General features: G+C 73.2%; 27 protein-coding genes. 21 read left to right on the top strand and 6 right to left on the bottom strand.

From position 1 onward, the window contains the following. Positions 1-4: 4 nt before the first annotated feature. The 4 genes from ABIA38_RS22030 to ABIA38_RS22015 all read left to right on the top strand — a co-directional run bounded on the left by ABIA38_RS22030 (position 5) and on the right by ABIA38_RS22015 (position 3,339). Entirely contained in the window at positions 5-703 is a 699-nt protein-coding gene (locus ABIA38_RS22030; protein WP_424640460.1) for a PadR family transcriptional regulator, read from the top strand. Between the two features lie 206 nt (positions 704-909). Continuing rightward, a complete protein-coding gene (locus ABIA38_RS22025) occupies positions 910-2,037 on the top strand; it encodes an ATP-binding cassette domain-containing protein (protein WP_424640459.1) in 1,128 nt (375 codons plus the stop codon). After that, positions 2,034-2,849 carry an ABC transporter permease gene (locus tag ABIA38_RS22020; protein ID WP_424640458.1) on the top strand — a complete coding sequence of 272 codons (816 nt, stop codon included), beginning with the start codon at positions 2,034-2,036 and terminating at the stop codon, positions 2,847-2,849. The genes ABIA38_RS22025 and ABIA38_RS22020 overlap by 4 nt, the downstream gene beginning before the upstream one ends. 88 nt (positions 2,850-2,937) lie before the next feature. Further along, positions 2,938-3,339, top strand: coding sequence for a VOC family protein (locus ABIA38_RS22015; RefSeq protein ID WP_424640457.1), 402 nt, complete (start codon positions 2,938-2,940; stop codon positions 3,337-3,339). 16 nt (positions 3,340-3,355) lie between these two features. Here ABIA38_RS22015 and ABIA38_RS22010 read toward each other — a convergent pair whose 3' ends face one another. Further along, complete coding sequence (locus tag ABIA38_RS22010; RefSeq protein WP_424640456.1) at positions 3,356-4,177, bottom strand: glutamate racemase; 822 nt, start codon at positions 4,175-4,177, stop codon at positions 3,356-3,358. Between the two features lie 292 nt (positions 4,178-4,469). On the opposite strand from ABIA38_RS22010, the gene ABIA38_RS22005 reads away from it, so the two are divergent. The 3 genes from ABIA38_RS22005 (at position 4,470) to ABIA38_RS21995 (ending at position 7,158) form a co-directional block, all read left to right on the top strand. Continuing rightward, entirely contained in the window at positions 4,470-5,267 is a 798-nt protein-coding gene (locus ABIA38_RS22005; RefSeq protein WP_424640455.1) for an arylamine N-acetyltransferase family protein, read from the top strand. A 152-nt stretch (positions 5,268-5,419) separates the two neighbouring features. Beyond that, positions 5,420-5,782, top strand: a complete 363-nt coding sequence (locus tag ABIA38_RS22000; RefSeq protein ID WP_424640454.1) for a hypothetical protein — start codon at positions 5,420-5,422, stop codon at positions 5,780-5,782. 254 nt (positions 5,783-6,036) lie between these two features. Beyond that, positions 6,037-7,158 (top strand): hypothetical protein, encoded by a 1,122-nt coding sequence (locus tag ABIA38_RS21995; RefSeq protein WP_424640453.1) that lies wholly within the window; start codon positions 6,037-6,039, stop codon positions 7,156-7,158. A gap of 241 nt (positions 7,159-7,399) precedes the next feature. Here the strand turns inward: ABIA38_RS21995 and ABIA38_RS21990 are convergent, their stop codons facing one another. Continuing rightward, a complete protein-coding gene (locus tag ABIA38_RS21990) occupies positions 7,400-8,200 on the bottom strand; it encodes a DUF952 domain-containing protein (RefSeq protein ID WP_424640452.1) in 801 nt (266 codons plus the stop codon). Between the two features lie 107 nt (positions 8,201-8,307). On the opposite strand from ABIA38_RS21990, the gene ABIA38_RS21985 reads away from it, so the two are divergent. Both ABIA38_RS21985 and ABIA38_RS21980 read left to right on the top strand, forming a co-directional pair. Beyond that, complete coding sequence (locus ABIA38_RS21985; protein ID WP_424640451.1) at positions 8,308-8,568, top strand: LysR family transcriptional regulator; 261 nt, start codon at positions 8,308-8,310, stop codon at positions 8,566-8,568. A 118-nt stretch (positions 8,569-8,686) separates the two neighbouring features. Beyond that, positions 8,687-9,538: a class I SAM-dependent methyltransferase gene (locus ABIA38_RS21980; protein ID WP_424640450.1), complete on the top strand. Its 852-nt coding sequence runs from the start codon at positions 8,687-8,689 to the stop codon at positions 9,536-9,538. Between the two features lie 16 nt (positions 9,539-9,554). On the opposite strand, the gene ABIA38_RS21975 is transcribed toward ABIA38_RS21980, so the two are convergent. Further along, on the bottom strand, positions 9,555-10,985 hold the full coding sequence (locus tag ABIA38_RS21975; protein ID WP_424640580.1) for an MFS transporter: 1,431 nt from the start codon (positions 10,983-10,985) through the stop codon (positions 9,555-9,557). A 392-nt stretch (positions 10,986-11,377) separates the two neighbouring features. On the opposite strand from ABIA38_RS21975, the gene ABIA38_RS21970 reads away from it, so the two are divergent. Continuing rightward, positions 11,378-12,343 carry a TetR/AcrR family transcriptional regulator C-terminal domain-containing protein gene (locus ABIA38_RS21970; protein WP_424640449.1) on the top strand — a complete coding sequence of 322 codons (966 nt, stop codon included), beginning with the start codon at positions 11,378-11,380 and terminating at the stop codon, positions 12,341-12,343. A gap of 36 nt (positions 12,344-12,379) precedes the next feature. On the opposite strand, the gene ABIA38_RS21965 is transcribed toward ABIA38_RS21970, so the two are convergent. After that, entirely contained in the window at positions 12,380-12,793 is a 414-nt protein-coding gene (locus ABIA38_RS21965; protein ID WP_424640448.1) for a response regulator, read from the bottom strand. Positions 12,794-13,037: 244 nt separating this feature from the next. On the opposite strand from ABIA38_RS21965, the gene ABIA38_RS21960 reads away from it, so the two are divergent. The 8 genes from ABIA38_RS21960 to ABIA38_RS21925 all read left to right on the top strand — a co-directional run bounded on the left by ABIA38_RS21960 (position 13,038) and on the right by ABIA38_RS21925 (position 20,887). Further along, a complete protein-coding gene (locus ABIA38_RS21960; RefSeq protein ID WP_424640447.1) occupies positions 13,038-13,643 on the top strand; it encodes a class I SAM-dependent methyltransferase in 606 nt (201 codons plus the stop codon). 81 nt (positions 13,644-13,724) lie between these two features. Next, a complete protein-coding gene (locus ABIA38_RS21955) occupies positions 13,725-14,501 on the top strand; it encodes an SGNH/GDSL hydrolase family protein (RefSeq protein ID WP_424640446.1) in 777 nt (258 codons plus the stop codon). A 134-nt stretch (positions 14,502-14,635) separates the two neighbouring features. Continuing rightward, positions 14,636-15,499: a siderophore-interacting protein gene (locus ABIA38_RS21950; protein ID WP_424640445.1), complete on the top strand. Its 864-nt coding sequence runs from the start codon at positions 14,636-14,638 to the stop codon at positions 15,497-15,499. Positions 15,500-15,651: 152 nt separating this feature from the next. Further along, a complete protein-coding gene (locus ABIA38_RS21945; RefSeq protein WP_424640444.1) occupies positions 15,652-17,124 on the top strand; it encodes a M1 family metallopeptidase in 1,473 nt (490 codons plus the stop codon). A gap of 175 nt (positions 17,125-17,299) precedes the next feature. Further along, a complete protein-coding gene (locus tag ABIA38_RS21940; RefSeq protein WP_424640443.1) occupies positions 17,300-18,553 on the top strand; it encodes an MFS transporter in 1,254 nt (417 codons plus the stop codon). Between the two features lie 11 nt (positions 18,554-18,564). Then, positions 18,565-19,164 carry a TetR/AcrR family transcriptional regulator gene (locus tag ABIA38_RS21935; RefSeq protein ID WP_424640442.1) on the top strand — a complete coding sequence of 200 codons (600 nt, stop codon included), beginning with the start codon at positions 18,565-18,567 and terminating at the stop codon, positions 19,162-19,164. Between the two features lie 42 nt (positions 19,165-19,206). Then, on the top strand, positions 19,207-20,133 hold the full coding sequence (gene dapA / locus ABIA38_RS21930; protein WP_424640441.1) for a 4-hydroxy-tetrahydrodipicolinate synthase: 927 nt from the start codon (positions 19,207-19,209) through the stop codon (positions 20,131-20,133). A gap of 337 nt (positions 20,134-20,470) precedes the next feature. After that, entirely contained in the window at positions 20,471-20,887 is a 417-nt protein-coding gene (locus ABIA38_RS21925) for a YchJ family protein (RefSeq protein WP_424640440.1), read from the top strand. Between the two features lie 18 nt (positions 20,888-20,905). Here ABIA38_RS21925 and ABIA38_RS21920 read toward each other — a convergent pair whose 3' ends face one another. After that, a complete protein-coding gene (locus ABIA38_RS21920; protein ID WP_424640439.1) occupies positions 20,906-21,577 on the bottom strand; it encodes a B3/B4 domain-containing protein in 672 nt (223 codons plus the stop codon). A 62-nt stretch (positions 21,578-21,639) separates the two neighbouring features. On the opposite strand from ABIA38_RS21920, the gene ABIA38_RS21915 reads away from it, so the two are divergent. Beyond that, entirely contained in the window at positions 21,640-22,257 is a 618-nt protein-coding gene (locus ABIA38_RS21915) for a helix-turn-helix domain-containing protein (protein WP_424640438.1), read from the top strand. Between the two features lie 12 nt (positions 22,258-22,269). Here the strand turns inward: ABIA38_RS21915 and ABIA38_RS21910 are convergent, their stop codons facing one another. Further along, a complete protein-coding gene (locus ABIA38_RS21910) occupies positions 22,270-23,097 on the bottom strand; it encodes an MOSC domain-containing protein (protein ID WP_424640437.1) in 828 nt (275 codons plus the stop codon). Between the two features lie 95 nt (positions 23,098-23,192). Between ABIA38_RS21910 and ABIA38_RS21905 the strand changes: the two genes are divergently transcribed. Both ABIA38_RS21905 and ABIA38_RS21900 read left to right on the top strand, forming a co-directional pair. Further along, positions 23,193-24,818: an acyl-CoA dehydrogenase family protein gene (locus ABIA38_RS21905; protein ID WP_424640436.1), complete on the top strand. Its 1,626-nt coding sequence runs from the start codon at positions 23,193-23,195 to the stop codon at positions 24,816-24,818. Between the two features lie 38 nt (positions 24,819-24,856). After that, complete coding sequence (locus ABIA38_RS21900; protein ID WP_424640435.1) at positions 24,857-25,555, top strand: HAD family hydrolase; 699 nt, start codon at positions 24,857-24,859, stop codon at positions 25,553-25,555. Positions 25,556-25,746: the final 191 nt, after the last annotated feature.

Below are 25,746 nucleotides of genomic sequence, written 5' to 3'. Positions count from 1 at the left end.
TGGGGTGGCCAAGCGCAAGGTGGACAGCACGTTGGCACTCGCCGTGCTGGTGCTCGTCGCCGAACAACCGCGCCACCCCTACGAGATCGCCCAGGTGCTGCGCAGCCGCGGCAAACAGGGCAGCATCAAGATCAACTTCGGTTCGCTCTACACGGTCGTGCGCAACCTGGCCAAACACGGCCTGATCGCCGCCACCGGGACCGATCGTGAGGGTCGCCGGCCCGAGCGCACCATCTACACGGTGACCGAGGCCGGCGACACCGAGATGCGCGAGTGGCTGAGCGAGTTGCTCGCCGTCCGGGTGCACGAATTCCCGCGCTTCGAGGCCGCGTTGTCGCTGATGATCGTGCTCGGCCCGGACCGGGTGAGCGAGCTGCTGCGGCAGCGGGTCGAGGCCCTCGACGCGCACGTGCAGCGCACCCGGGCCGAGCTGGCCGACCTCGCGAGCTTCCTGCCACGGGTGTTCCTGGTCGAGAGCGAGTACGAGCTGGCCATGGTCGAGGCCGAGGCCGGCTGGATCCGCGGCCTGCTCGCCGAGCTGGCCGACGGCACCCTCACCGGCGTCGCCGAGTGGCGCGGACTCCACGAGACCGGCGAGTTCCCGCCCCGCTGGGCCGAACTCGACGCCGCGGGCCTGGAACTCTCGCCGACCGAACTCGCCGACCGATATCGGGGGACCGCCATCGACGACCCCACCCCGTAACCCACGATCCGGACCGAAACAGGCCCCCGGGCGGTGCTCGAACACCATGCCCGAGGGCCGGGAACCTCGAACCGAAACCCTGCGGCAACAGGGACCGGCACGTACGAGGTGCACCGAACTCATCGTATCCCCGGTCCTCTTGTCGCAGGTCGGCGCGCCATCCGGCGCCGCCGTACCGCATGTCGACCGGAGGGATCCACCCCACCATGAACCACACCGCACGGACGGCGGCAACCGTCCCGGGCGGGCCCGCGCCCGAGCACACCGGCGGCGCCGGCACCGACGTCGTACCCGCGATCGAAGCGCACGACCTGGTCAAGACCTACCCGCTCAAGGGCCGGCCGCAGGGCGTCCGGGCACTGGCCGGGCTGAGCCTGAGCGTCGCCCCCGGCACCGTCTTCGGCCTGCTCGGGCCCAACGGTGCGGGCAAGTCCACGACCGTCAAGATCCTCACCACGCTGGCCGCCGCGGACTCCGGCTCGGCCCGGGTGGCCGGCCACGACGTGGTCCGGGAAGCCGCCCTGGTCCGCCGGGCGATCGGCGTGGTCGCCCAGCGCTCCGGCGCCGACCCGGTCGCCACCGGTCGGGAGAACCTGATCCTGGCCGCGCGCCTGTTCGGCCTGCGCGGTCGCGATCCCGGCCGGCGTGCCGACGACCTCCTGGACCGCTTCGGCCTGACCGAGGCCGCCCGGCGCCCGGTCCGTACCTACTCCGGCGGCATGCAGCGCCGCCTGGACGTCGCGCTCGGCCTGGTGCACCGCCCGGAAGTGCTCTTCCTGGACGAGCCCACCACCGGCCTCGATCCCGAGGCACGCACCGACATGTGGGACGAGATCGGCCGGCTGGCCGCCGAGGGCCTGAGCATCCTGCTCACCACGCACTACCTGGACGAGGCCGACCGGCTCGCCGCGCGGCTGGCCATCGTCGACCACGGCCGGGTCGTCGCCGAGGGCACCCCCGAGCAGCTCAAGTCCGAACTGCGCGGCGACGCGGTGCGGGTGGACCTGCTCGATCCGGCCGAGCCGGCGGTCCGCGACGCGCTGGCGGCGGTGCCGAACATCCGCGAGGTCGCCGTCGAGGCCCACACCGTACGCGCCCGCGCGGACCACGGGGCCGCCGCCGTACCGGCGGTGTTGGCCGCCCTGGACCGGGCCGGCGCCCGGGTGGGCGCGGTCAGCGTGACCCGCCCCTCGCTCGACGACGTCTACCTGCGCCACGCCGGGCGACGTCTCGCCGACGCGAACACCGCCGCCGGCACCGACCCCGACGACATCCCCGGCGTCCCGGCCACCGCCACCACCACCGCCACCGCCACCGAGGGAGGCACCCGATGACCATCACCGTCCCGAGTGCCGTGCGGGCCGGCGGCCTGCGCGAGGCGATCACCCACACCTGGTACATGACCGACCGTCAGTTCCGGGTGTTCTTCCGCCAACCGGCCTACCTGATCATCACCCTGATCCAGCCGGTGATCTGGCTGTTCCTGTTCGGGCAGCTCTTTCGCAACGTCGCCGACCTGCCCGGCTTCGGCGCCGGCTCCTACCTCGACTACCTCGTCCCCGGCGTCGTGGTGATGAACGCGGTCTCGGCCAACATGTGGGCCGGGATGGGGGTGTTGGAAGAGATCGACCGCGGCACGCTGAACCGCTTCCTGGTCACCCCGTTGCGGCGCAGCGCGCTGGTCAACGCGAACGTGGTCGCCCAGGGCTGCTCGACCGCGTTCCAGTCGCTGGTGATGATCGCCCTCGGCCGACTGGGCGGCGCGCACTACCCGGGCGGGGTGGTCGGGATCCTGGTGCTGATCGTGGTGTCCTCGATCCTGGGCACCATCTTCGGCGCCTTCTCCAACGCGTTGGGCATGGTGGCCCGGCAGCGGGAGACGGTGATCGCGCTCAACACGTTCCTCCTGCTGCCGCTGACGTTCCTGTCCTCGGCGTTCCTGCCCGCCGCCAACATGCCGCATTGGATCCGGGTGATCGCCCGGTTCAATCCGCTCGACTGGGCGCTGCGCTCGGCCCGTTCGGCGATGCGCGCGGATCCGGACTGGGCGATGGTGGCCGAACGCGGCGCTGCGCTGGTCGCGTTGGCCGCGTTCGCGGTCTGGCTGTCGATGCGCACCTTCCGCGTCTACCGCAAGTCGGTGTAGCAGACCGGTCCGGCCGCCCGCGCGGATGCTTGGCGGGCGGCCGGACCGGGGTGGGGTCGACCCGCCGGCACCCGCTAATCTCGCCCGCATGATCAGCGCGGAGACACATGTACGAGTGGCCCGTCCGTCCGCCGACCCGGCCGCCGCCGAGCGGTTCTACGTCGAGGGCCTGGGCCTGGAGGTGCTGTGGCGCACCACCGAGCGGGTCGCCGGTGAGCACGACCTGGTGATGGTCGGCCTCCCGGGTGCCGGCTGGCACTTCGAGTTGACCCGCGACCCCGAGCACCCGCTGCCGCCGACGCCCACCGTCGACGACCTGTTCGTCCTCTACCTGGGCGGCCCGATCGACCCGGCGCTGGTGGACCGCCTGGTGGCCGCGGGCGGCACCCGGACCGTCGCGCACAACCCCTACTGGGACCGATTCGGCGTCACCGTCAGCGACCCCGACGGTTACCGGCTGGTCCTGTGCACCCGCTCCTGGGGCGCGTAACCGATCCCCGACGCGGTCAGGCCGGCTGCACACGCGCCGTCGCCGCACCGCCCCGGAGCAGCACATCGACCGGCAGCCGGCCGCCGGCGGCGAGCGCGCGCCCGAGCGGGTAGGCCAGGGCGACCGGCGGCAGCATGCCGGGGCGTCCGCTCAGCAGCACCTCGAAGTCGCCCGGGGCCGCCGCCGAGTCCTCGGTCAGGTCGAGCCGGCGCAACGTCTGTCGGGCGACCGCCTCGGCGCTGTCGTACAGGGCCGTCCCGGCGGGCAGCGCGGCGGCGATCCGCTCGGCGACCAGCGGGTAGTGCGTACAGCCGAGCACCACGCCCGCGCAGTCCGCCGGCGTACGCCGCGCGGCGTCGGCGACGGCCGCGTCGATCGCGTCCTCGTCGGCCCGGTCGATCGCCTCGGCCAGTCCCGGACACGCCACCCGGGTCACCGCCCGCCCTGCGGCGAACTCCTCGATCAGCCGGGCCTGGTACGCGCTCGCGGTGGTCGCGACGGTGGCCCACACCGCGAACGGCGCACCGGACGCGGCGGCGGGCTTGATCGCCGGCACCGTGCCGACCACCGGCACCAGCGGCTCGGACCGCGCCCGCAGGGTGTCCAGGGCGGTGACCGTGGCGGTGTTGCAGGGCACCACGATGCCGTCCGCCCCACGCTCGGCGGCCGAATCGGCGGCGGCCAGCACGCGCCGGGTGATCGCCGCCTCGCCGCGGTCCCCCCACGGCATGTGATCGGGATCCATGCACAACAACAGATCCAGATCCGGCCGCAACCGCCGCAACCACCCGGCCGTCGGCAACAGCCCCATCCCGGAATCGATCAACGCGACACGCATCCCCCCAACCTATCCGCCCGCCCGACCTGGCACGCGACAAGGTCGCGGTGTCGCCGCCGATCCGCTCACCGGAGTACGCGGACGTCGCGGCCGGGCGGCGAGGCGCCGGGCCGGGCGCGGTGACGGGGCAGACCTCGCCGAGCGCGGCACCGGCATGGTGCCGCTGCCGGACCGGGCCGGTCCCGGGGTGTTCCCCGACCTCCCGAAATCCGCGGAGGCGGGTGCGTGGCCCGGCCGGCCCGCTGGGCATGATGGGCGCCGACCCACCCCCGCCACACCGCACGGAGACCCCATGGACGACGCCCGTATCGACGCCTACCTGGCCCGACTCGGCATGCCGCGCCCCGCGCGTGCCGACGCGGCCACGCTGGCCGAGCTCCAGTGGCGGCATCTGCTCGCGGTCCCGTTCGAGAACCTGGACATCCACCTCGGCCGGCCGATCTCATTGGCCGAGGACGCGCTGCTGGGCAAGCTGCTTGATCGTGGGCGTGGCGGCTTCTGCTACGAACTGGGCGGCACGTTCGCGCTGTTGCTGCGCGCGCTGGGCTATCGGGTCACCCTGCTGGCGGCCCGCACGCTCGATACCGAGGGTCGGCTCGGCATCCCGTTCGACCACCTGGCCCTGCGGGTCGACCTGGACCACCCGTGGCTGGTCGACGTCGGGTTCGGCCGGTTCACCCACCATCCGCTGCGGCTGGACGTGCGTACGGATCAGGTCGAGCCGGGCGGGGTGTTCCGCCTGGTCGAGGGCACGGACGGGGATCTCGACGTGCTGCACGACGGCCGGCCGGAGTATCGCCTGGAGGCGCGGCCCCGCGAGTTGCCCGACTTCGCGGCGGGCTGCTGGTGGCACCAGACCTCACCCTCGTCGCACTTCACCCGCGCGCCGATCTGCTCGCGCCCCACCGCCGACGGCCGGATCACCATCTCCGACCGCACCCTGGTCCGCAGCACCGGACCGGACCGGCACGAGGAACCCCTCACCGACGACGCCGCCTTGCTGTCCGCCTACCGCGAACACTTCGGCATCACCCTCGACCGGGCGCCGGCCCGCCCACCGCTCCCGACCATCCCGACCACCGCTCCCTGACCGACCCGGCCGGCCGGCCGGATACAACCCGCCAACTGTGATCGATACCACATCGAATCCGGCACGCCGGCGGTTATCCAAACACCCGCTCGACCCGTCTAGACACCAGTGGAGCCGCACGGCTCCTCCGGACACGAACGAGGGAGCGGGCCTTGGGCGAGCGAGCCGGCTGCACCGAATACGCCGAGGCAGCCGCGCCCGGAACGCGCCGCGGCGCGCCCCCGATCCGCAGCAACCGGCACCCGCCCGAGGATCTTCCCCGGACCGCCGTCGAGCAACTCTGGGCGGTTTGGCGCCCGGCCGAACGCACCGGCATTCCGGGCCGCTACGCCATCGGCGAGCCGGGCGCGGCATCGGCGGTGCCCTCGCATCCGGCCCCGGCGGCGCTCCGGGAGTTGCGGGGTGATCGGGTCGACCCGGTCGAGATGTCCCCCGACGAAGTGAGCACTCCGTACGAGTGGTTACGGCCCGACCGAGGGGATGACCCCCGCCCCCTCGGCGGAAGCAACCGGTAGCCGCGCCCGTCCGCCGCGTCCGTTCCCGACTCGCTTCGCCCCTTCGCCCCTTCGCTTCGCTTCTTCGCTTCTTCGCTTCTTCGCTTCTTCTCGCGTTCCTCGCTTCCTCGCTTCCTTCGCGTCCCGTCGGGGCGCCGACGGTTAGGTCGGTCATGCCCAAAACCTGCCACGAACCGGTTGTTTGCACCGAGCTCGAAGCCGCGCGCGGCACGCCCGTCGAGTCGGTCGGGCCACCGGCGGCACCACGCCGGTGGGTGCCCTCGCCGACCGGCCGTCGGGTGGCGATCCTGGTGACGTGCGTCGCGCTGGCCGCGTACACCGGGCTGCGCGCGCCGAGCGCGTGGACGGCGACGCTGCAATCCATCTCGTTGCAGGACGGCTTCCATCGGCGGTTCGTGGTCGGGACGGTGCTGCATCCGTTCGCCGAGGGCTCGGACTACGCATACGGCCTGTTCGCCGGCACGTCCTTCACGATCCTGGCCGCGCTGGTCGCGGTCCTGGTGGTCGCCGCGGTCCGTACTCGGCTGCCGGCCCGGCGGGCGCTGGTGGCCGGGTGGTTGGTGCTACCCACCGGCGGCTACCTCTTCCACGAGGTCGGCTATTTCGAACAGGTGTTGTTCCTGGCCCTGTTCGGCGCTTGGTGGCTGGTCGTACGCGGGCGGTGGGTCGCCGGGGCGCTGGTGATGGCGCTCTCCGTGTGCGTGCACGAGATCGCACTGCTCACCGTGGTGCCACTGTTCACCCTGATCGTGGTACACACCCTGCCGATCCGACGCGCGCTCGCCGCGCTCCTGCCGGCCGTGGTCGGGGGCGGCTGCGTGCTGCTCGGCTCGCCCGCCTCCGGCGACGCCGTACCGCGGCTCACCGTGCGGCTGCGCGATGCCGGATTCCCGGCACGGGCCGACGTGTTGGAGATCTTCGGCCGGACCCAGGCGGAGAGCCTGCGGATGTACGAGCCGCTGGAGGTGCTGTCCTTCCTGGTCCCGCTCGCGGTGCTGCTCGCCGCCGGGCTCGCCCTCGCCTTCGCCGGTGGGCCGGTGGTCGGCGCACATCGGCTGCTGGCGCTCGCGGCGGCGACGGCGCCGCTGGTGGCGGCGTTCGCGGGCTGGGACACGCACCGCTGGGCATTTCTGCTGCTCGCCAACACGGGTGTCGTGACGTGGTGGTGGCTGGGCCGGCGCGACCCGGACCCGAGCCCGGGTCACGCCCGGGCCGTCCCGCGCTATCAGGTACTGGTGGCAGCGGCCCTGCTGTGCACACACGTACCGCTTGCCTACTTCGACGGGTTCGCGCCACGCGAACTCACCGGCCCGGCGATCCGCGCCTTCGTCTCCGACGCGACCTCCGGCGACCTGCTCCGCACGCCGACCCGCTGACCCGCCGACCAGCCGCGGGCCGCTCGGGGCCGGGTCCGGGTACGGCGGGGACGGTTCGTACCGAATGCCTGCCCGACCCCGTACAGCCGGCCCACCGGCCACGGCGCCACGTCGTCCGCCGTGCCGAACCCGCACGACCGCGCGATCCCCTCCATCCCATCGGGGTCCGCGTCGGCGCCCCGAGCCCGGGTCGCCGAGCATCGTGTCCGCCGCACTCCGCAGCGGCTCGTATGACGGGATGTCAGTTGTCGTGCGTGCGTAGCGCCGCCTCGACTGCCGCCGCGACCGTATCGCCGTCGGGGGTCGCGGGCAGGGGCAGTTCGGTACTCCAGCGGACCGTCGTGGTCGGGTCCAGGTCGCCGTACACGTGTGGGAACAGGTCGCCGCCGCGGGACGGCTCCCAGCGCAGGGCCGCGCCCAGGGCGGACACCTCCAGCGCGACCAGGGTCAGCGCGTCCCGGCCGGCGAAGTGCCGGCGGGCGGTCTCCGCCGCCTGGGCCGCCGTGGACAGGTGTACATAGCCGTCCACCAGGTCGATCCCGGCACCCGCGAAACGCCCGTCGCGCAGCGCGGACGCCCATTCGTCGGTGCCGACCAGCTTGTAGACGACCCGGTCGCTCCCGGCGGCCCACGTCTCGTGCAGGTGTCGCCACCGCAGGCCGTGCGCGGCCGAGGCGTCCCGTTCGAACACCACCGTCGCGGCCCGCACGGTAGCGCCGCCGGCCGCGCGTACCTGCACCTCGCGGTAGGTGGCCACGACGAACTCGTCCGCCGAGGCCACCACACGCACGCCCTCGATGGTGATCCGCAGTCCCGGTACCGCGCCCTGCGCGCCGTCGATCATCGCGAGCACCTCCGGCCGGGTGAGCGTACGACCACCCGGCTCGGTCAGCGTGAAGTCCGGCGCGTGTGCGAGCGCGAATCCGGCGGTATCCCGGCTCGCGCCGGTGAGCAGGCCCTCGATGAGCACGTGCAGCCGCTCGATTTCCGCCCGGCACCCGGCCGCTTCGGCCGCCGGGTCCCGCCTGTCTCGGATCGACATCCGTATCCGTTCCCCTCCGCTTTGTGCTGTCCCGAAAACGTAGCGGACCACCGCCGGTGCGCGGCCGGCGACATCGCCGCGAAACGGGCTCCGGGTAGCCTTCGGCGATGGAACTGCGTCATCTGGGCACCTTCGTCGTCGTGGCCCGGGAGGGAAGTCTCACCGGCGCCGCCCACACGCTCGGCATGGCACAATCCTCCGTCGCGGACCACATCCGCTCCCTGGAACGCTCGCTCGGTCTGGCCCTGTTCGACCGCGACCACACCGGCATGCGGCTGACCGACCCCGGCGCCCGACTCGTGGACTGGGCACACCGCCTCCTCGACCTGGCCGGCCAGGCCCGCCGCGACGTCACCGGCACCGCCTGAACCGCCCGCGCCGAACCGGCGCGCCGAGTGCGGATCGCCGCGTGTGGATTACCGGAGCCGTCCGCCGACGTTGTCTCCCCCAACACCGCCGGAGCGCCAGAACTCGGGAGAGCCACCCATGACCACCCAGCCCGACCTCGACCGCGAAGCCGAACTGCACGCGCCGTTCCTGGAACAGGCCGCCGCCCGGCTGCGCGACCTGGCGCTGCACGGCGATCACACGTTGGCCCGGGTGGACCGTATCCTCGACCTCGGCGGCGGTCCCGGGGTCGCGTCGTGCCTGCTGGCCCGCTACTTCCCCCATGCCGACGTGGTCGCCGTGGCGCCGAGCCCGGCGCTGCTGGCCCGGGCCGGCGCCCGCGCCCACCGCGAGGGCCTGGGCCACCGGGTCCGCACCCACCATGTCGACCTGCCCACCGACCTGGACGCGCTCGGCCACGCCGACCTGGTCTGGGCGGGCGATCTGGTCCACCACCTCGGCGACCAGCAGGCCGCCCTGGACGCACTGGCCCGGGTACTGCGCCCGGGCGGCGTGCTCGCGATCGCCGAGCGCGGCCTGGCCCCGCGCTTCCTGCCCCGCGACATCGGCATCGGCCGGCCCGGCCTCCAGGCCCGCCTCGACGCCGCGCACGAGGACTGGTTCGCCGATCTGCGCGCGGGCCTGCCCGGCACCCGCGCCGCGGTCGAGGACTGGCCGGCCATGCTGGCCCGCGCCGGCCTGGTCCCCACCGGCACACACTCGTTCCTGATCGACTTGCCCTCACCTCTGGACGCCGGCCCGCGCGAGCACCTGCACGCCGAACTGACGCACCGCCGCGCCCTGTTGGCCGACCGCCTGGACGCCCGGGACCTGGCCACCCTGGACGCGCTGCTCGACCCCGACGCGGACACCGGCATCCTGTGGCGTCCGGACGCCTTCTACCTCACCGCGACCACGATCCACACCGCCCGCGCCTGCACCCGGCACTGACCGAAGCCGCCCCGGGTCACCCGGCATCCTCCGCCCCGCCGGCCGGCACCCCGCGCAGGAATCGGGCGCAGTAGCCGGCCGCGACCGCCATCACCACCACCGCCCCGAGCGCCGCGGCGCTCATCCCGTCGCAGAACGCGTCGCGCGCGGTGTCCACCAGGGCCCGACCGGTGTCGCCCGGCAGTTGTGCGGCGGTGGCCTGGGCCCCGCCGAGGGTCTCCCGGGCCGGCCCGGCCGGGGCCCGGTCGACCATCGCCCGGTGGTAGACCGCGTCACCGATCGTGCCGAGCAGCGCCATGCCGAGCGCGCCGCCCAGTTCGCTGCCCGATTCGAGCACGGCGGAGGCCGACGCGGCCCGCTCCGCCGGCGCCACACCCATCGCCATGTCCGTCACCTGCGTCATCACCGCGACCACCCCGGCCGCGTACACCGCCGCCCCGGCCAGCAGCACCCCGAGCGACGAGTCGGGCCGGGCGCCCGTCAACACCGCGAACCCGGCGCCGCCCACCGCGAACCCGCCGCACATCACCCAGCCCCGATCCACCCGCCGGGCCAGCAACGCGGCCACCGGCGTCGCCACCGCGACCGCCACCGACGGCACCAGACTCCACAACGCGGCCCGCAGCGGGCTCATCCCCAGCACCGACTGGAGGTACTGCGTGGTGAAGATGGCGAATCCGACGATCGCGAACATCGCCAACACATTGGCCACCACCGACCCGCCGAACGCCCGCAGGCGCAGCAACTCCAGATCCAACAGCGGGTGCTCGGCGGTGAGTTGGCGACGGACGAAGAGCGCACCGAGGACCAGTCCGACGCCGATGCTCGCCACCGGCAGGGTCGCCGCCCCGGTCCGGGCGATCTCCTTGATCCCGTACACCACCGGCAACAGCGTGCCCAGCGACAACACCGCGCCGATCAGGTCGAACCTGCCCTGCCCGACCCCTCGATGGCGCGGGACGAACACCGGGACCAGGAACAGCAGGATCGCCATCGCCGGCACGTTGATCAGGAAGATCGAGCCCCACCAGAAGTGCTCGACGAGCACCCCGGACAGGATCGGCCCGAGCGAGATCCCGGTGGTCAGCACGCCGGTCCAGATCGCCAGCGCGGTCGCCCGCTGCTTCGGGTCGGCGAACATGGTCCGGATCAGCGCGAGGGTGGAGGGCATCAGCGCCGCACCACCCACGCCCAGCACGGCCCGGGCCGCGATCAGCGTCTCGGCGCTGTGCGCGTACGCCGCGATCAACGACGCGCCGGCGAACAGCGCGGCGCCCACCAGGAGCAACCGGCGCCGGCCGATCCGGTCCCCGAGCGCGCCCATCACGATCAGCAGGCCGGAGAGTACGAACCCGTACATGTCCAGGATCCACAACTGCTGCGTCCCGGTGGGTTCGAGCGCGCGACCGATGAACGGCACCGCGAAGTACAGCACCGACACGTCCATGCTCACCACCAGCAGCGGCAACAACAGCACGGCGAGCCCGACCCACTCCCGCCGCCCCGCCGGCGCCGCGGGCCCGGGGCCCGGCTCGGGCCCCGGCTCGGGCCCCGGCTCGGACCGTTGTTCGGGTGTCTCGATGATTGTCACTGGAATCCCCCATGGGCTCGCCGCCGATACGGCGTACGCTCAGACGCGTACAGAGTAAACACGCGTCGTCGATCCACGCAACAACCGGATTCACCGCACGGATACGCCGCTCATCCCAGCACGGATACGCCACTCATACGCCTCTCATCAACTAGTGCACTACCATCGGCGCACTACCCCACGACGAACCAGTGCCCTATAGTGCACCGATCGCCGCCCTAGTGCACCCACACCCCCGGGAGCCCCCGATGTCCCAGCCCGACGCCGCCGCCACCCCCTCCGCCCGGATCGCCGCCGAACTGCGCCGGCGGATCGAGGCCGGCGAACTGCGCCCCGGCGACCGAGTGCCCTCCACTCGCGCGATCACCGCCGAATGGGGTGTCGCGATGGCCACCGCCACCAAGGTGCTCACCGCACTACGCGAGGCCGGCCTGGTCCGCGCGGTGCGTGGCGTCGGCACGGTGGTCGCCGACCGTTCGCCCCGCCCCAGCACCCCGCGGGCCCGCCCCACCTCGGCGGCGGCCGTACCCCCCGCCCACCCCTCGCGCGCCGACACCGACCTGACCCGCGCCCGGATCGTCGCCGCCGCCGTCGCCATCGCCGACGAACGCGGCCTGGCCGCGCTGTCGATGCGGCAGCTCGCCGCCGACCTGGGAGTGGCCCCGATGGCCCTCTACCGGCACGTCCCCGGCAAGGAGGAACTGCTCGCGGCGATGGCGGACGACGTGTTCGCCGAGCAGCCCTTCCCGCCGGCGGAGCGGATCGGCTGGCGGGCCCGGCTGGAGACCTCGGGTCGGCTGCAATGGGCGATGTACCGCGAACACCCGTGGCTGGCACAGGTGATGTCGATGACCCGGCCGCTGCCCACGGTGCGCGGGATGGCCCATGTGGAGTGGGCGATGGCCGAGTTCGCGGACCTGTCGCCGAATGTGATGATCCACATCGCGGTGACCATGCTCAACTACGTACGCGGCACCGCCGTCAATATCGCCGCCGAGTTCGAGGCCGAGCGGGCCACCGGGATCTCCAGCGAGGAATGGATGCAGGCCCAGGAGGAGACCATGGAACTCATCCTGCGCAGCGGCCACTTCCCGATGTACGCCGCCGCGCTGAGCGATCCGACCCTGGAACTGGACCTCGAATCGTTGTTCACCTTCGGCCTGGAACGCCTCCTGGACGGCATCGCGGTGCTGATCCGGCCGGCGGCCGGGTGAGCCCGCTCACCCGGCCGCCGGCGGCGGCGCCCGTGCTCACGGACGCGGCAGCGTCACCAGGCTCAGGAAGAACTCGTCGATCCCGCGCACCGCGGCCAGGAACGATTCGAGTTCCACCGGCTTGGTCACGAACGCGTTGGCGTGCAGGTCGTAGCTGCGCCGCACGTCCTCGGGCGCCGCCGAAGTGGTCAGCACCACCACCGGGATGCTGCGCCACCGCTCGTCGGCCTTCATCGCCGACAACACCTCGCGGCCGTCCATCCGCGGCATGTTCAGGTCCAGGATCACCAGGTCCGGCCGGGGGTTGGTGCGCAGCCACTCCAGGGCGTCCATGCCGTCCGCGACCCGGCACAGCGCATGCCCCTGCTCCCGATCGAGGAGCGCCTCCTCGATCATCAACGCGTCGCCGGGATCGTCCTCCACCAGCAACACCGTCGCGGTCCGGCTCATTCGCACCACCTTCGGCTCACCGCCCGGCCGACCCGCGTCCCGGACCGGCACCCACCATCGCACGCGGCGCGACCGCGCCATCGACCCACGTCGGAAGGCTAGCGTCGCGCCCGGCGACGATAGGCCCTCGGGCGCACCACCCTGGCGCCACCCGGCGGGCCCGCCCGCGCGCGTCCTTGACGCCGCCCATGCCATGGCCCATCGTGGACGGCTGGTCACACTCGGCAACCGGGGGGAGCATTCCATGCGAATGAACACGGTCGAGAAGGTCGTCGTCGCCAGCCCCCTGCGCCGGGCCCCACAACTCTGGTACGAGACACCGCTGCTCCTGCGCCTGGGTGGCCGGCTCGATCCCGGCGCCCACGCCCTTGAGCTCGGCTGCGGCACCGGCAAGGGCATCGGCCTGATCCTGAACCGCTTCGGCGCCGCCCGGGTGGACGGGATCGACGTCGACACCGCCTCGCTGGCCAGGGCCCGGCGGCGCTGGCACGGCAACAGCCGGGTGGCCCTGGTCGCGGGCACGGCCACCGATCTGCGCGCCACGATCGGCGCGGCGGACGCGAGCTACGACGCGGTGTTCGACTTCGCGATCGTGCACCACATCCCGGATTGGCGGGCCTGTCTGGCCGAGGTCGGGCGGGTGTTGCGGCCCGGTGGGCGGTTCTACTTCTCCGAGATGACGGCCCGCGCGCTGGCCCGGCCCAGCCTCGCCTTCCTGTTCGACCACCCCACCGAGGACCGCTTCGGCGACCGGGACTTCCTCGCCGAACTGCCCCGCCACGGGCTCGACGTGATCGGCAGCAAGACCCTGCTCGGCGACTACTTCTTCGGCGTCGCCCGCCGCCGTTGACCGACCGGTCGGCGGGCCGGCGCGCGACGCCGGTGCCGTACCCGGCACCAGTGCCGGGCACGGCACTAGACTTTTCCGGCCATGCACACACCACACCCCACCTTCGCGACCTTCGTCGCGGTCGGCGACTCGTTCACCGAGGGCATGTCCGATCCCGATCCCGCGGGCGGCTACCGCGGTTGGGCCGATCTGCTCGCCGATCGCCTCGCCGTCGACACGCCCACGCTGCGCTACGCCAACCTGGCCGTACGCGGCAAGCTGATCCGGCAGATCGCGGACGAACAGGTCGATGCCGCCGCGGCGCTCGGCGGCGAACTGATCACCCTCGCCGGCGGCCTCAACGACGTCCTGCGCCCGCGCTGCGACGTCGACGCGGTCTGCACGGTGTTCGAACAGGCCGCGGGCAAACTCGCCGCCGGCGGCGGGCACCTGGTGCTCTTCCGCAGCACCGACCCGACCCGCCGACTGCGCTCCTCCGCGCGCCTGATGCCGCGCATCGAACGGCTGGTGGCCTTCGTGGACGCCGTCGGCGCGCGCTACGACGCGACCGTGGTCGACCTGTTCACCGCGCGCGCCTTCGACGATCCCCGGATGTGGGCCGACGACCGGCTGCACCTGTCCACCGAAGGGCACCGCCGGGTCGCCGAGGCCACCGCGCAAGCCCTGGGCCTGCCCGCCGAGTTCGACTGGCGCGCACTGCTGCCCCCGGCGCCGGCGCCGCGCTGGGCCGACCGCAGGCGGGCCGACGCGCGCTGGGCCCGGACCCATCTGGGCCCGTGGCTGGCCCGCCGCGCCACCGGCCGCTCCTCCGGCGACGGCCGCGCACCCAAGCGCGCCGAACTCACCAGGTGGCACTGAGGCGTGTCTTTCGGCCCTGGGGCGTGTCTTACCAGCCCCAGGGGAACACATCACTCGCCCATCTGGTTAGGGTTACCTAACCAAGACGGCATCGAGTCGCATCGAGTCGCACAGCGCAGGCGAGGAGAACCTCCATGGCGGAACGCCCCGAACGCCCCGAACGACCGGTACGCAAGACCCGCAAGCTGATCGAACTCGAAGTGCGCAGCGCCGAGCCGGTCGGCCCGCACCTGATCCGGATCGTGGCCGGCGGCGACGGCTACCGGCACTTCATCGACAACGGCTTCACCGACGCCTACGTCAAGGTGCTCTTCCCGCAGCCCGGGGTGCGCTATCCCGAGCCGTTCGACATGGAGGTCATCCGCGCCGAACTCCCGCGCGAGGACTGGCCGCGCACCCGTACCTACACGGTGCGGGCGCACGACCCGAACACCGGCGAGTTGACCATCGACTTCGTCCACCACGGCGACGAGGGGCTGGCCGGACCGTGGGCGGCGCGCGCCCGAGCGGGCGACCCGCTGCGCCTGCTCGGCCCGGGCGGTGCCTACGCCCCGGATCCCGCGGCGGACTGGCATCTGTTCGTCGGCGACGAGAGCGCCTACCCGGCGATCAGCGCGTCGTTGGAGCGCCTCCCCGCCGCGGCCAGGGCGATCGCGCTGCTCGAGGTGGGCAGCGCGGCCGAGTCCCCCACCGGGACCGTCCCGGCCACCCACCCCGACCTGGATCTCGACCTCACCTGGATCACCCGCGACCGCGGTCCGGACCTGCTCGCCGCGCTGCGCGCGCTGGACTTCCCGACCGGCCGGGTGCACGCGTTCGTGCACGGCGAGGCGGGTGTGGTCAAGGAGCTGCGCCGGCATCTGGTCGACGAGCGCGGCGTGGACCGTACCGACATCTCGTTCTCCGGCTACTGGCGCAAGGGCCGCGACGAGGACGGCTTCCAGGCGGACAAGGCCGCCGAGAAGGCCGCCGAACGCGAGGCCGAGCAGCGTGCCTGACCGGGCATCATCCGCCGCCGGCCCGGGACTTCGCCACGTCCCGGGCCGGCTCACCCGTCCGGCCGCGAACCGCGACGGCAGTCGACCCGCACCCGGGTGAATGCGCGGGTCTGCCCTACCGCGAGCGACGAAGCCGGCACAGGGTGGAGCCCATGAGACGTCCACCACACGCCCTCCTCGCCCTGATCACCGCGCTGGCCACCGCCCTCGCCCTGACCGCGGCCGCCGCGCCCGGCGCGCAGGCCGAAGCAGGCGCCGACGCGACGCCCACGCCCGGCGCACCCGGCATCGGCGACCCGCTGTTCCCGCTCAGCGGCAACGGCGGCTACCGCGTCGAGCACTACACCCTGGACTTCGACTGGCAGGCGCCCCGCGTCGGCTTCCCGGCCGGCACCACCATCGAGGCCACCGCGACCCAGGCGCTGTCCCGGTTCGACCTCGACTTCGCGGGCAACACCCTCGGCCGGGTCACCGTCGACGGCCGACCCGCGACCGCCACGCGCGCCGGCGACGAACTGGTGATCACCCCGGCCCGCCCGCTGCGCAAGGGCCGCTCGTTCACGGTCCGGGTCGAGTACACCGCCGACCCCACCCAGCAACGGCACCGCGACGACGCCATCGACACGTTCGGCTGGATCCCCACCCCCGACGGCACGGTGGTCTATCCGCAGCCGGACGGCGCCAAGCTGATCTTCCCGAGCGACGACCATCCAAGCCTGCGGGCCCGCACCACGGTCAACATCACCGCGGCCGACGACCTCACCGCACTGTCCAACGGCACCCTCGTGCACAAGCGCCGGGCCGCGCCCGGCCGCACCCGCTGGACCTACGACAGCCGGCAGCCGGTGGCCGGCCAGCTCTTCCAACTCGCCATCGGCAAGTACACCCTGATCGAGGGCCGGGCCGCCGACGGCACCCGGCTGCGCGACGCGATCCCGCCGGACCTGGTCGACCGGGTCGAGCCGTACCGCTCGCTGACCCCTCGTCACCTGGCCTGGGTGGAGCGCAGATTGGGTCCCTATCCGTTCGACGGCTACGGCCTGGTCGTGGCGCACACCGATCTCGGCGTCGCGCTGGAGACCCAGTCGTTGTCCCTGCTTCCGGAGGCCGATCTGCTCGGCGACCGGATCAACGCCGAACGCAACATGGTGCACGAGCTCGTCCACCAGTGGACCGGGGACAGCGTGGCCATCGAACGTTGGGCCGACCTGTGGCTGAGCGAGGGCCACGCCCGCTACTACGAGCGGCTCTACAGCGAGGAGAACGGCGGGGCGAACTTCGAGGCGCTGATGCGCGAGGCGTACCGTCAACACGACATCTGGCGCCGCGACTACGGCGCCCCGGCCGCGCCCACCGAGCCCACCCTGTTCAAGCGCATGCGCTACGACGGCTCGGCGCTGGTGTACTACGCGCTGCGTACCGAGGTCGGCGCGGACACCTTCGCCCGAATCGAGCGCGCCTGGACGAGTCACTACCGGGGGCGTACCGCGAGTACGGCCGACTACATCGCGCTGGCCTCCCGGGTGGCCGGCCGCGACCTCGCGCCGTTCCTGACCCCGTGGTTGTACGGCGCCAAGACCCCGCCGATGCCCGGCCACCCGGATTGGACCGTCGACCCGGCCTGACCGCATCGGCCCACGCGGCGCGGCGGTCGGCCGGCCGGCCGGCGACGGCCGGCCGCCGGGCCCCGGCGGCAGCCCGAAATCGGCCCGGAGGCAACCCGTTTGGCGCAGCGCACACACCGTGATAGAAAACTGGAACGAACGTCCCACTTTCTCTTTTCTATCGACGGGAACTCCCGTGCGCAACCCCTACCGAGACATCTTCACCGCGCCCGGCGCCAAGGGATTCTCGGCAGCCGGCTTCATCGCCCGCATGCCCATCTCGATGACCGGCATCGGCATCGTCACCATGCTGTCCGAGCTGCGCGGCGAATACGGCCTGGCCGGCGCGGTGGCCGCCACGTTCGCCCTGGCCACCGCGCTGATCGCGCCGCAGATATCCCGGCTCGTGGACCGATACGGGCAAAGCCGCGTGCTGGTCCCGGCCACCGGCGTCAGTGTCCTGGCGATGGGCGCGCTGCTCCTGTGCGCCCGCTACGACGCGCCGAACTGGACCCTGTTCGGGTGCGCGCTGCCGGCCGGCTGCATGCCGAGCATGGGGGCGATGGTCCGCTCCCGCTGGCTGGTGCTCTACCGGGGTTCGCCGCACCTGCACACCGCGTTCTCGTTCGAGTCCGTGGTGGACGAAATGTGCTTCATCCTGGGCCCGATCATCGCCGTCCAGCTCTCCGTCGCGGCCTTCCCCGAGGCCGGCCCGCTGGCCGCGATCGTCTTCTTCACCATCGGCGTACTGCTGTTCACCATGCAGCGCGGCACCGAACCGCCGGCCCACCCGCGCGTCGCCGGCAAGTCCACCTCGGTGATGCGCATCCGGGGCCTGCAGGTGCTCGTGGTCACCCTGATCGCGATCGGCGCCATCTTCGGCACGGTCGACGTGGTCACCATCGCCTTCGCCGAGGAGCACGGGCAACGCGGCGCGGCCAGCTTCGTGTTGGCCACCTACGCGGCCGGCTCGTGTATCGCCGGAATCGCGTTCGGCGCGTTCAAGTTCGCCGCCCCGCTGCCCCGGATGTTGCTGATCAGCGTCGGCGTGACGGCCGTCACCGTACTCCCACTGCTCCTGGTCGGCAGTCTGCCCGCGCTCGCGGCAACCGTGTTCGTGGCCGGCTTGTCCATCTCGCCCACCATGATCATCACGGTCAGCCTGGTCGAACGCCTGGTCCCGCCCGCCCGGTTGACCGAGGGCATGACCTGGACCACCACCGGGATCGGCATCGGCGTCGCGGCCGGCTCGTCGTTGTCCGGGATGTGCGTCGACCACTTCGGCGCCCGGGCCGGATTCGGCGTCGCGGTCGGCGCAGCCCTGCTCGCCGGCGCGGTCGCCCTCGGCGGATACCGTGTATTGCGCCGCACCGCGCCGCGCGCGAGCACCGTCGCACTCGCCGGTTCGCCGACCGCCGCCCCGCCCGTACGAGAAGGTGAACCCCACTGACCGAGGAAACCGTGGGCCTCCGGGACCTCGAGGGGGCCGTCGACGGCCGTCGGGCCAAGGGCGAACGCCGCCGTCGCGCGCTGATCGAGGCCACCCTGCGGGTGGTCGAACGCGACGGCGCGGCCGGGGTCAGCCACCGCACCGTCTCGCGCGAGGCGGGGTTGCCCACCAGCGCCTCCACGTACTACTTCGCGGGCGTCGACGACCTGCTCACCGCCGCGCTGACCTCGTGCATGACCGAGGACGCGAGCAATGTGCGCGCGATCGCCGCCGCTCCCGGCGATCCGCGGCGGGCGCTGGCCGAGCAGCTCCGGCACATCTGCACGTCGCCCGGCCGACTGGTGGCCGAATACGAGCTGTTCCTGCTCGCCGCGCGCCGGCCGGAACTGCGCGAGTCCACCGACCACTGGATGGCCGCAGTCACCGACTTCGCCCGGCGCTTCACCGTCGACCCGGTCCGGGTCCGGGTCTTCGTCGGCGCCTTGGACGGGTTGCTGATCCAGGCCCTGCTCACCGACGCGCCGCCGAGCACCGAGGAGTGGGAGGCGATGATCCGCGACCTGCTGCCCGGTCCGTGTCTGGCGCCGACCACACCGGGCCGGCCGGCCTAAAACCGGTGGCCCGACCCGCCCGGGTGCGCAAGGGTCGGAGCCATGGCCAACCCGGCGGCGACCCCGCGACCCTCGACCCTGCCCACGCGCGGACTCCTGGTCCCGCTCGTGACCCCCTTCAGCGCCGACGGCGAACACGTCGACCTCGACGCGCTGGCCGGCCTGGCGCACGAGGTCCTGGCCGCCGGCGCGGCCGGCCTGGTCGCACTCGGCACCACCGGCGAACCGGCCACCCTGGACGCGGCGGAAAAGCGGGACGTGGTCGAGGTGTGCGCCCGGGTGTGTCGCGAACACGACGCGGCGCTGATCGTCGGCGCGGGCGGCAACGACACGCGCGGCAGCGTCCGAGACCTCGCCGACTACCGCGACCGCCCCGAGATCGCCGGCTTCCTGACCCCGGTGCCGTACTTCACCCGGCCGTCGGAGACCGGCGTGGTCGCGCACTTCGCCCGACTGGCCGCGGACAGTCCCGCACCGCTGATCGTCTACAACATCCCGTACCGCACCGGCCGCACGCTGAGCGCACAGACCCTGCTGCGGCTGGCCCGGATCCCGGGCGTGGCCGGCGTCAAGCACGCCGTCGGCTCGGTCGACCAGGACAGCATCGAGCTACTGGCCGCGCAACCGGCCGACTTCGCGGTCTGGGCGGGCGACGACCTCTATGTCTCGCCGCTGCTCGCGCTCGGCGCCGCCGGCGGCATCCTGGCCTCGGCGCATCTGGCCACCGAACGCTTCGTCGCCCTCGTCCACGCGTGGCACGCGGGCGACGCGACCGGGGCCCGGGCCGCCGGACACGCCCTCGCGAGCGTGTCCGCGTCGCTGTTCACCGAGCCCAACCCGACCGTGCTCAAGGGCGTCCTGCACGCGCAGGGCCGAATCCCCAGCGCCGCCGTACGACTCCCGCTCCTCCCCGCCGAACCGGGATCGGTGGCCGCGGCCGCGGCCGCACTGGACCGCCCGGCCAAGTAGCCCACACCAGCCAACGGCAGCCGGGCAGGCCGGAGTCGCGCCTGCCGAACCCGACTCGGCCCGCACACCACGCACGCCCTCGACCGCCCGGCCAGGTAGCCCACGCCACCCGACGGCGGCCGGGCAGGCCGGAGGCACGCCCGGCGAACCCGACTCGGACCGCACACCACCCGCTCCCGACCACCCGGCCACGCAGTCCGCAACGGGCAACGGCGGCCGGGTGGCCCGGAGTCGCGCCCGCCGAACCCGACTCGGCCCGCAGGCGTCGACGCCCGCGACCACCTGCCGAGCCGGCCCGCGCCGCGCGACGGCCGCCGGGTGGGCGACAATCGGGGGCATGTCCCGACGCACCCAGCGGCCCCGACCGGACGCCGTCACCGCCGCCTCGCCCTGCCCGTGCGGCCTGCCCGCGACCTACCGGGAATGTTGCGGCGCCCGGCACGCCGGCTCCGCCGCGCCCACCGCCGAACTGCTGATGCGCTCGCGCTACAGCGCGTTCGCCGTCCACGACGAGGCGTATCTGCTGCGCACGTGGCATCCCGACACCCGGCCGGACCGGCTCGACCTGGACGACCGCACCCGGTGGGTGGGCCTGGAGGTGCACACGAGCACCGCCGGCGGCCCGTTCCACCAGGAGGGCACCGTCGAGTTCACCGCGACCTACCTGGACCGCGGGCAGCGCGGCACGCTGCGCGAACACAGCCGCTTCGTACGCTCCGACGGTGCGTGGGTATACGTCGGCCCACTGGCCTGAGGCCCTGCTCCCGGCGCTTCAGACGCCGACCAGGCGGCTGTCGATCCGGACCGCCGGGGACAACTCGCGCAGTCGCCCGGTCAGGTCCTCGCCCGCCTCGTGCAACGCGTCCAACGTCATCGGCGCGAGCCGTTCGAACAGGAACAGTGCCTCGGTGGTGTGCTCGGTGATCCGCGTGCGCACACACTGCCGCCAGTTCCACCGGCGGCAGGTGACCCCCTCGTCGTCGCACCACACCACCTCGCCCGGCGCGGGATGCTCGATCGCCGGCTCTCCCGCCTCCAGTACCTCGAACGGCTCGGTGCCCTCGGCCCGGATCAGCCGGGCCGCGCCGCGATAGCGGGACAGATCCTCGCCGCCGACCGGGAGCACATGGCGCACCGAGACCGCGTTGTAGAGGTCGACCAGGCGGTTGACCTCGGGCAGCCCGCCGCGTCGCATCAGCGCCTCCACCGAGCAGCGGGTGCGCTGCGGCTTGGCCCCGAAGGCCCGGTACGCCGCACGCCACGCGACCACGTTCGGATGCTCCTCGGGCGGGGTCGCGGGCAACGACGCGGTCGCCTCGGCCAGCGCGGCCCGCGAGCCGTCGTCGCTCGGACCGCCGGGCAGCCCGGTGGCGACCAGCGCGAGCACCACCGCGTCGGGGCGCAGCGCGTGGACGGCCGGATCGATCGTGATGGACGTGAGCACGTTCGGGTTCTCCTCCGCGAGATGTCGACCCGGGCGGGCCTTGGCCCACTAGAGTAGACCGCATGGAGCAGAATAATGACCGCGCGGCCGACCCCGATCAACCCGGTCAACCCGCCGTCAGCCGCGCGATCGCGGCCAACGTGCGCGCCGCGCGCACCGCGCACGGCTGGTCGCTCGACGCGCTCGCAGCACGCAGCGGGCTGAGCAAGGGCGCGCTCGTGGGGGTCGAGCAGGGCCGGGGCAACCCCGGCGTCCTCACCCTGGCCCGGATCGCCGACGCACTCGGCCTGCCGCTCACCGGCCTGGTCGACGCGACCCCCGCGCCGCTCGTCGAGGTGGTCCCGGCGGGCGGCGGCACCCGGTTGTGGCAGGGCGAACACGGCGGCCACGGCGACCTGTTGATCGGCAGCGACCCGCCCGTGTCGGCCGAGCTGTGGCGCTGGACGCTGGCCCCGGGCGACGCGCACGTCAGCGCTGCCCACGGGGTGGGCGTGCGCGAGTTGGTCACCGTGCTCGACGGCACCCTCACGCTGGATGTGGCGGGCGACCGGGTCGAGGTCCCGGCCGGCGCGTGTGCCCGCTTCGCGGCCGACCGCGCGCACACCTACCGAAACGACGGGTCGGGCACCGCGCGCTTCATCGGCGTCGTCCTGCTGCCCGGTCGGGCCGACCCGACCTGACCCGCCTCGCCGCTACAGCTCGGACGCGCCCCACTCGGTGACGATCAACTCGTCGCCCACCGCCAACTCCCCCGGGCGCAACACGGCGAACTTGCCGCCGAACGCCACCCCGCCCGGCGCGGCGCGGCGGTAGTCGGCGAACGTCCGCAGCGGCTCCGGTCCGGTCTTGGCCCCGGTGCGCTGGTCGACCATGGTCACCGCACAGCGGATCGCCAGTTTGGCGTAGCCCAGTTCGGCGCCGCCGACCGTGATCCGCCGGATCCGGTCCTCGGTGTGCGGGTCGGTCCAACCCTCGACCACCAGATTCGGCCGGAACCGGGTCATCGGCAGCGGCACTTCGCCACGCTCCACCAGGCGCTTGTTGAGCAGATCGAGCGAGGCCCGGGAAACCACGTGCAGCGGCGAGCTGTCCGCGTATCCGGCGGTGCCCGGGATCGCGCCGTCGGTCACCCGGTCGTGCTCGGGCGGCACCCGGACCAGCCGGCGGTCCGCGCCCAGCGCCTCGGACAACCACTCGGCCACCAAATCACCCTGGTCGATCCCCCGGAACGGATTGCCGAACAGGTCCACCTCCCGGCGCGGGCCGTCGGTGTCCACGTCGAAGGTCACCGGATCGATGCCGGGCCGGTACAGCGTCATCCGGTCGCCGGCGGCGTCGATCTCCGGCCGGATCGACGCGAGCAACGGGTCCCGACGCTGGGTGCGAAAGACACCCTCCCGGTCGACCACCATGAAGGCCCGATCGTGGGCCAATCCGGCCGGGGTCAGCAACGCCCGCGCCACCGAGGTCCCGGCGCAACCCTTGATGGGATAGAAGGTCAGTTCGACAACGGTGGCCATGGTCCGAGCCTAGCGACGCGGCTCGGTGCGACACGGGCCGGGCAGCGGCCCGCACACCCTTGTTACCGGCGCGTAGCACTGCTTGACTGCCGGACATGTCGTCGACGCACGAGGTCACCAACCAGGTCCCGGCTCCGACCCCCCGGGACGCCGCCGCCGATCCCGCGCTCCACGCGGCGCTGCACCGCGAGGGTGCCGGCTGGGCCGAGGCCGAGGTCCGCGCTCTGGGCCTGCGCGCGTGGGCCGAACCCGCCCAGGAGTGGGGCCGGTTGGCCAACGAACACGAGCCGGTGCTGCGCAGCCACGACCGCACCGGCCACCGGATCGACGAGGTCGAGTTCCACCCGGCCTGGCACGAGTTGATGACCGTGGCGGTCGAACACGGGCTGCACGCGAGCCCGTGGCGCGAGGACCGCGCGGGCGCGCATGTCGCCCGCGCCGCGAAGTTGTACGCGTGGGGTCAGGTCGAGGCGGGCCACATGTGCCCGCTGTCGATGACCTACGCGGCCATCCCGGCGCTTCGCACCGAACCCGAACTGGCCCGGTCGTACGAGCCGTTGCTGGCCGCTCGGGCGTACGACCCCGGCCTGCGCGAGCCGACCGCCAAGCGCGGCCTGCTCGCGGGCATGTCGATGACCGAGAAGCAGGGCGGCTCGGACGTACGCACCAACACCACCCGCGCGGTGCCGTCGGCGGACGGGTCGTACCGGCTGACCGGGCACAAGTGGTTCACCTCCGCGCCGATGTCCGACCTGTTCCTGACCCTGGCCCAGGCACCGGGCGGGTTGTCCTGCTTCCTGCTCCCGCGCGTACTGCCGGACGGCACCCGCAACACGTTCCATCTGATGCGGCTCAAGGACAAGCTCGGCAACCGGTCCAACGCGTCGGCGGAGATCGAGTACGACAACGCGTACGCCCGGCTGGTCGGCGCCGAGGGCGACGGCGTGCGGACCATCGTGCAGATGGTCAACGCGACTCGGCTCGACTGTGTGATCGGCGCGGCCTGCGGGATGCGGGTCGGCGCGGTCCGGGCCACCCATCACGCCGCGCACCGGCGGGCGTTCGGGGCGGCGCTGATCGATCAGCCGCTGATGCGCAATGTGCTGGCCGACCTGGTGATCGAGTCGGAGGCGGCGACCACGGTGGCGATCCGGCTCGCGGGCGCCGCCGATCGTGCGCTGCGCGGGGATCGGGACGAGGCGGCGTTTCGGCGGATCGCGGTCGCGGTGTCCAAGTACTGGGTGTGCAAGCGCGGTCCGGCGCACGCGGCCGAGGCACTGGAATGCCTGGGCGGCAACGGCTACGTCGAGGAGTCGGGACTGCCCAGGCTGTATCGCGAGGCACCGCTGGTGTCGATCTGGGAGGGCTCGGGCAATGTCGCCGCGCTCGACGCGTTGCGTGCGATGGCCCGTGAACCGGCGTGCGTGGACGCGTACTTCGCCGAGGTGGAGCCGGCCGTCGGAGCGGATTCGCGGCTGGCCGCGGCGGCGGCGGCGCTGCGCAAGGAGTTGGCCGATCCGGACGACGCGGAGTTCCGGGCCCGGCGGATCGTCGAGTCGATGGCGGTATTGCTCCAGGGCGCCTTGCTGGTCCGCTACGCGAGCCCCGCCGCCGACGCGTTCTGCGCGACGCGCCTGGCCCACGAGGGCGGCCACGCCTTCGGCACGCTGCCGGCCGGCACGGACACCGGCGCCCTGCTGGCCCGGGTCCGGGAGGAGTAGGGCCGACCGCGGCCGACCGCGCCGAATAGGCTCGGTTCATGATCGACACCAACACCGACATCGACAAAAACACCGACATCGACTCCGTCGAACTCGTCCTCTTCGACTGTGACGGCGTGCTCGTGGACAGCGAGCCGATCGCGATCCGGGTCCATGTCGCGCTCGGTGCCGAGCACGGCTGGCCGCTCACCCCGGCCGACGTGATCGAGCACTTCGTCGGCCGCTCGTCGACCGCGATAGCCGAGCAGATCGCCGAGCGGGTGGGCGCCGAGACCGCCGCCGAGTGGACGCGCGGTTTCGAGCGGCGGCACCGGGACGAGGTGGACGCCGGGCTGAGCCCGGTGGAGGGCATCGAGTACGCGGTGGACCGGCTCGCCGAACTGGGCCTGGCCACGTGCGTGGCGTCCAGCGGCAGCCACGACAAGATGGCCCACACGCTGGGACGCACCGGGCTGTACGACCGCTTCGCGGGCCGGATCTTCAGCGCGACCGAGGTCGCCCACGGCAAGCCCGCGCCCGACGTGTTCCTGCACGCGGCGGCCCGGATGGGCGTCGCCCCCGAGCGTTGCGTGGTGGTCGAGGACAGCCTCAACGGCCTGCGCGCCGCCCGTGCCGCCGGCATGCGCTCGTTCGCCTACACGACCGACCTGATCGCGCCGCACCTCCTGGCGGGCCCGGGCACCACGGTCTTCAAGTCCATGCACGACCTGCCGAGTCTGCTCACCGACCGGCGCTGACCCGCCCACCGGCGCGTCCGCCACGGGCCGGCACCGGACGACCCATGGACCGGCCCACCAACGGGCACCGCCACCATGCCCCGCGCCCCGCGCCCCGGCCACCGCACCGCGCCAAACCGCACCGCGCCAAACCGAGCCGAGCCGAGCCGAGCCATCGAACCCGACCGGGCCCGAACACCCCGGCGCAGGAC

Source organism: Embleya sp. AB8 (assembly GCF_049739465.1).
Taxonomy (GTDB): Bacteria; Actinomycetota; Actinomycetes; order Streptomycetales; family Streptomycetaceae; genus Embleya.
The sequence above is the reverse complement of the archived record's forward strand: the minus strand, read 5'-3'. Positions and strand labels throughout refer to the sequence as shown.

Excerpts from the sequence above, each read along its gene's own strand:
- ABIA38_RS21945 (WP_424640444.1), top strand. The coding sequence starts at position 15,652 with ATGAGACGTCCACCACACGCCCTCCTCGCCCTGATCACCGCGCTGGCC.
- ABIA38_RS21905 (WP_424640436.1), top strand. The coding sequence starts at position 23,193 with ATGTCGTCGACGCACGAGGTCACCAACCAGGTCCCGGCTCCGACCCCC.
- ABIA38_RS21960 (WP_424640447.1), top strand. The coding sequence starts at position 13,038 with ATGCGAATGAACACGGTCGAGAAGGTCGTCGTCGCCAGCCCCCTGCGC.
- ABIA38_RS21910 (WP_424640437.1), bottom strand. The coding sequence starts at position 23,097 with ATGGCCACCGTTGTCGAACTGACCTTCTATCCCATCAAGGGTTGCGCC.
- ABIA38_RS22020 (WP_424640458.1), top strand. The coding sequence starts at position 2,034 with ATGACCATCACCGTCCCGAGTGCCGTGCGGGCCGGCGGCCTGCGCGAG.
- ABIA38_RS21965 (WP_424640448.1), bottom strand. The coding sequence starts at position 12,793 with ATGAGCCGGACCGCGACGGTGTTGCTGGTGGAGGACGATCCCGGCGAC.
- ABIA38_RS21915 (WP_424640438.1), top strand. The coding sequence starts at position 21,640 with ATGGAGCAGAATAATGACCGCGCGGCCGACCCCGATCAACCCGGTCAA.
- ABIA38_RS21950 (WP_424640445.1), top strand. The coding sequence starts at position 14,636 with ATGGCGGAACGCCCCGAACGCCCCGAACGACCGGTACGCAAGACCCGC.
- ABIA38_RS21900 (WP_424640435.1), top strand. The coding sequence starts at position 24,857 with ATGATCGACACCAACACCGACATCGACAAAAACACCGACATCGACTCC.
- ABIA38_RS21975 (WP_424640580.1), bottom strand. The coding sequence starts at position 10,985 with ATGGACGTGTCGGTGCTGTACTTCGCGGTGCCGTTCATCGGTCGCGCG.
- ABIA38_RS21970 (WP_424640449.1), top strand. The coding sequence starts at position 11,378 with ATGTCCCAGCCCGACGCCGCCGCCACCCCCTCCGCCCGGATCGCCGCC.
- ABIA38_RS21925 (WP_424640440.1), top strand. The coding sequence starts at position 20,471 with ATGTCCCGACGCACCCAGCGGCCCCGACCGGACGCCGTCACCGCCGCC.
- ABIA38_RS22010 (WP_424640456.1), bottom strand. The coding sequence starts at position 4,177 with ATGCGTGTCGCGTTGATCGATTCCGGGATGGGGCTGTTGCCGACGGCC.
- ABIA38_RS21955 (WP_424640446.1), top strand. The coding sequence starts at position 13,725 with ATGCACACACCACACCCCACCTTCGCGACCTTCGTCGCGGTCGGCGAC.
- ABIA38_RS22025 (WP_424640459.1), top strand. The coding sequence starts at position 910 with ATGAACCACACCGCACGGACGGCGGCAACCGTCCCGGGCGGGCCCGCG.
- ABIA38_RS21990 (WP_424640452.1), bottom strand. The coding sequence starts at position 8,200 with ATGTCGATCCGAGACAGGCGGGACCCGGCGGCCGAAGCGGCCGGGTGC.
- ABIA38_RS22005 (WP_424640455.1), top strand. The coding sequence starts at position 4,470 with ATGGACGACGCCCGTATCGACGCCTACCTGGCCCGACTCGGCATGCCG.
- ABIA38_RS22015 (WP_424640457.1), top strand. The coding sequence starts at position 2,938 with ATGATCAGCGCGGAGACACATGTACGAGTGGCCCGTCCGTCCGCCGAC.
- dapA (WP_424640441.1), top strand. The coding sequence starts at position 19,207 with ATGGCCAACCCGGCGGCGACCCCGCGACCCTCGACCCTGCCCACGCGC.
- ABIA38_RS21985 (WP_424640451.1), top strand. The coding sequence starts at position 8,308 with ATGGAACTGCGTCATCTGGGCACCTTCGTCGTCGTGGCCCGGGAGGGA.
- ABIA38_RS21980 (WP_424640450.1), top strand. The coding sequence starts at position 8,687 with ATGACCACCCAGCCCGACCTCGACCGCGAAGCCGAACTGCACGCGCCG.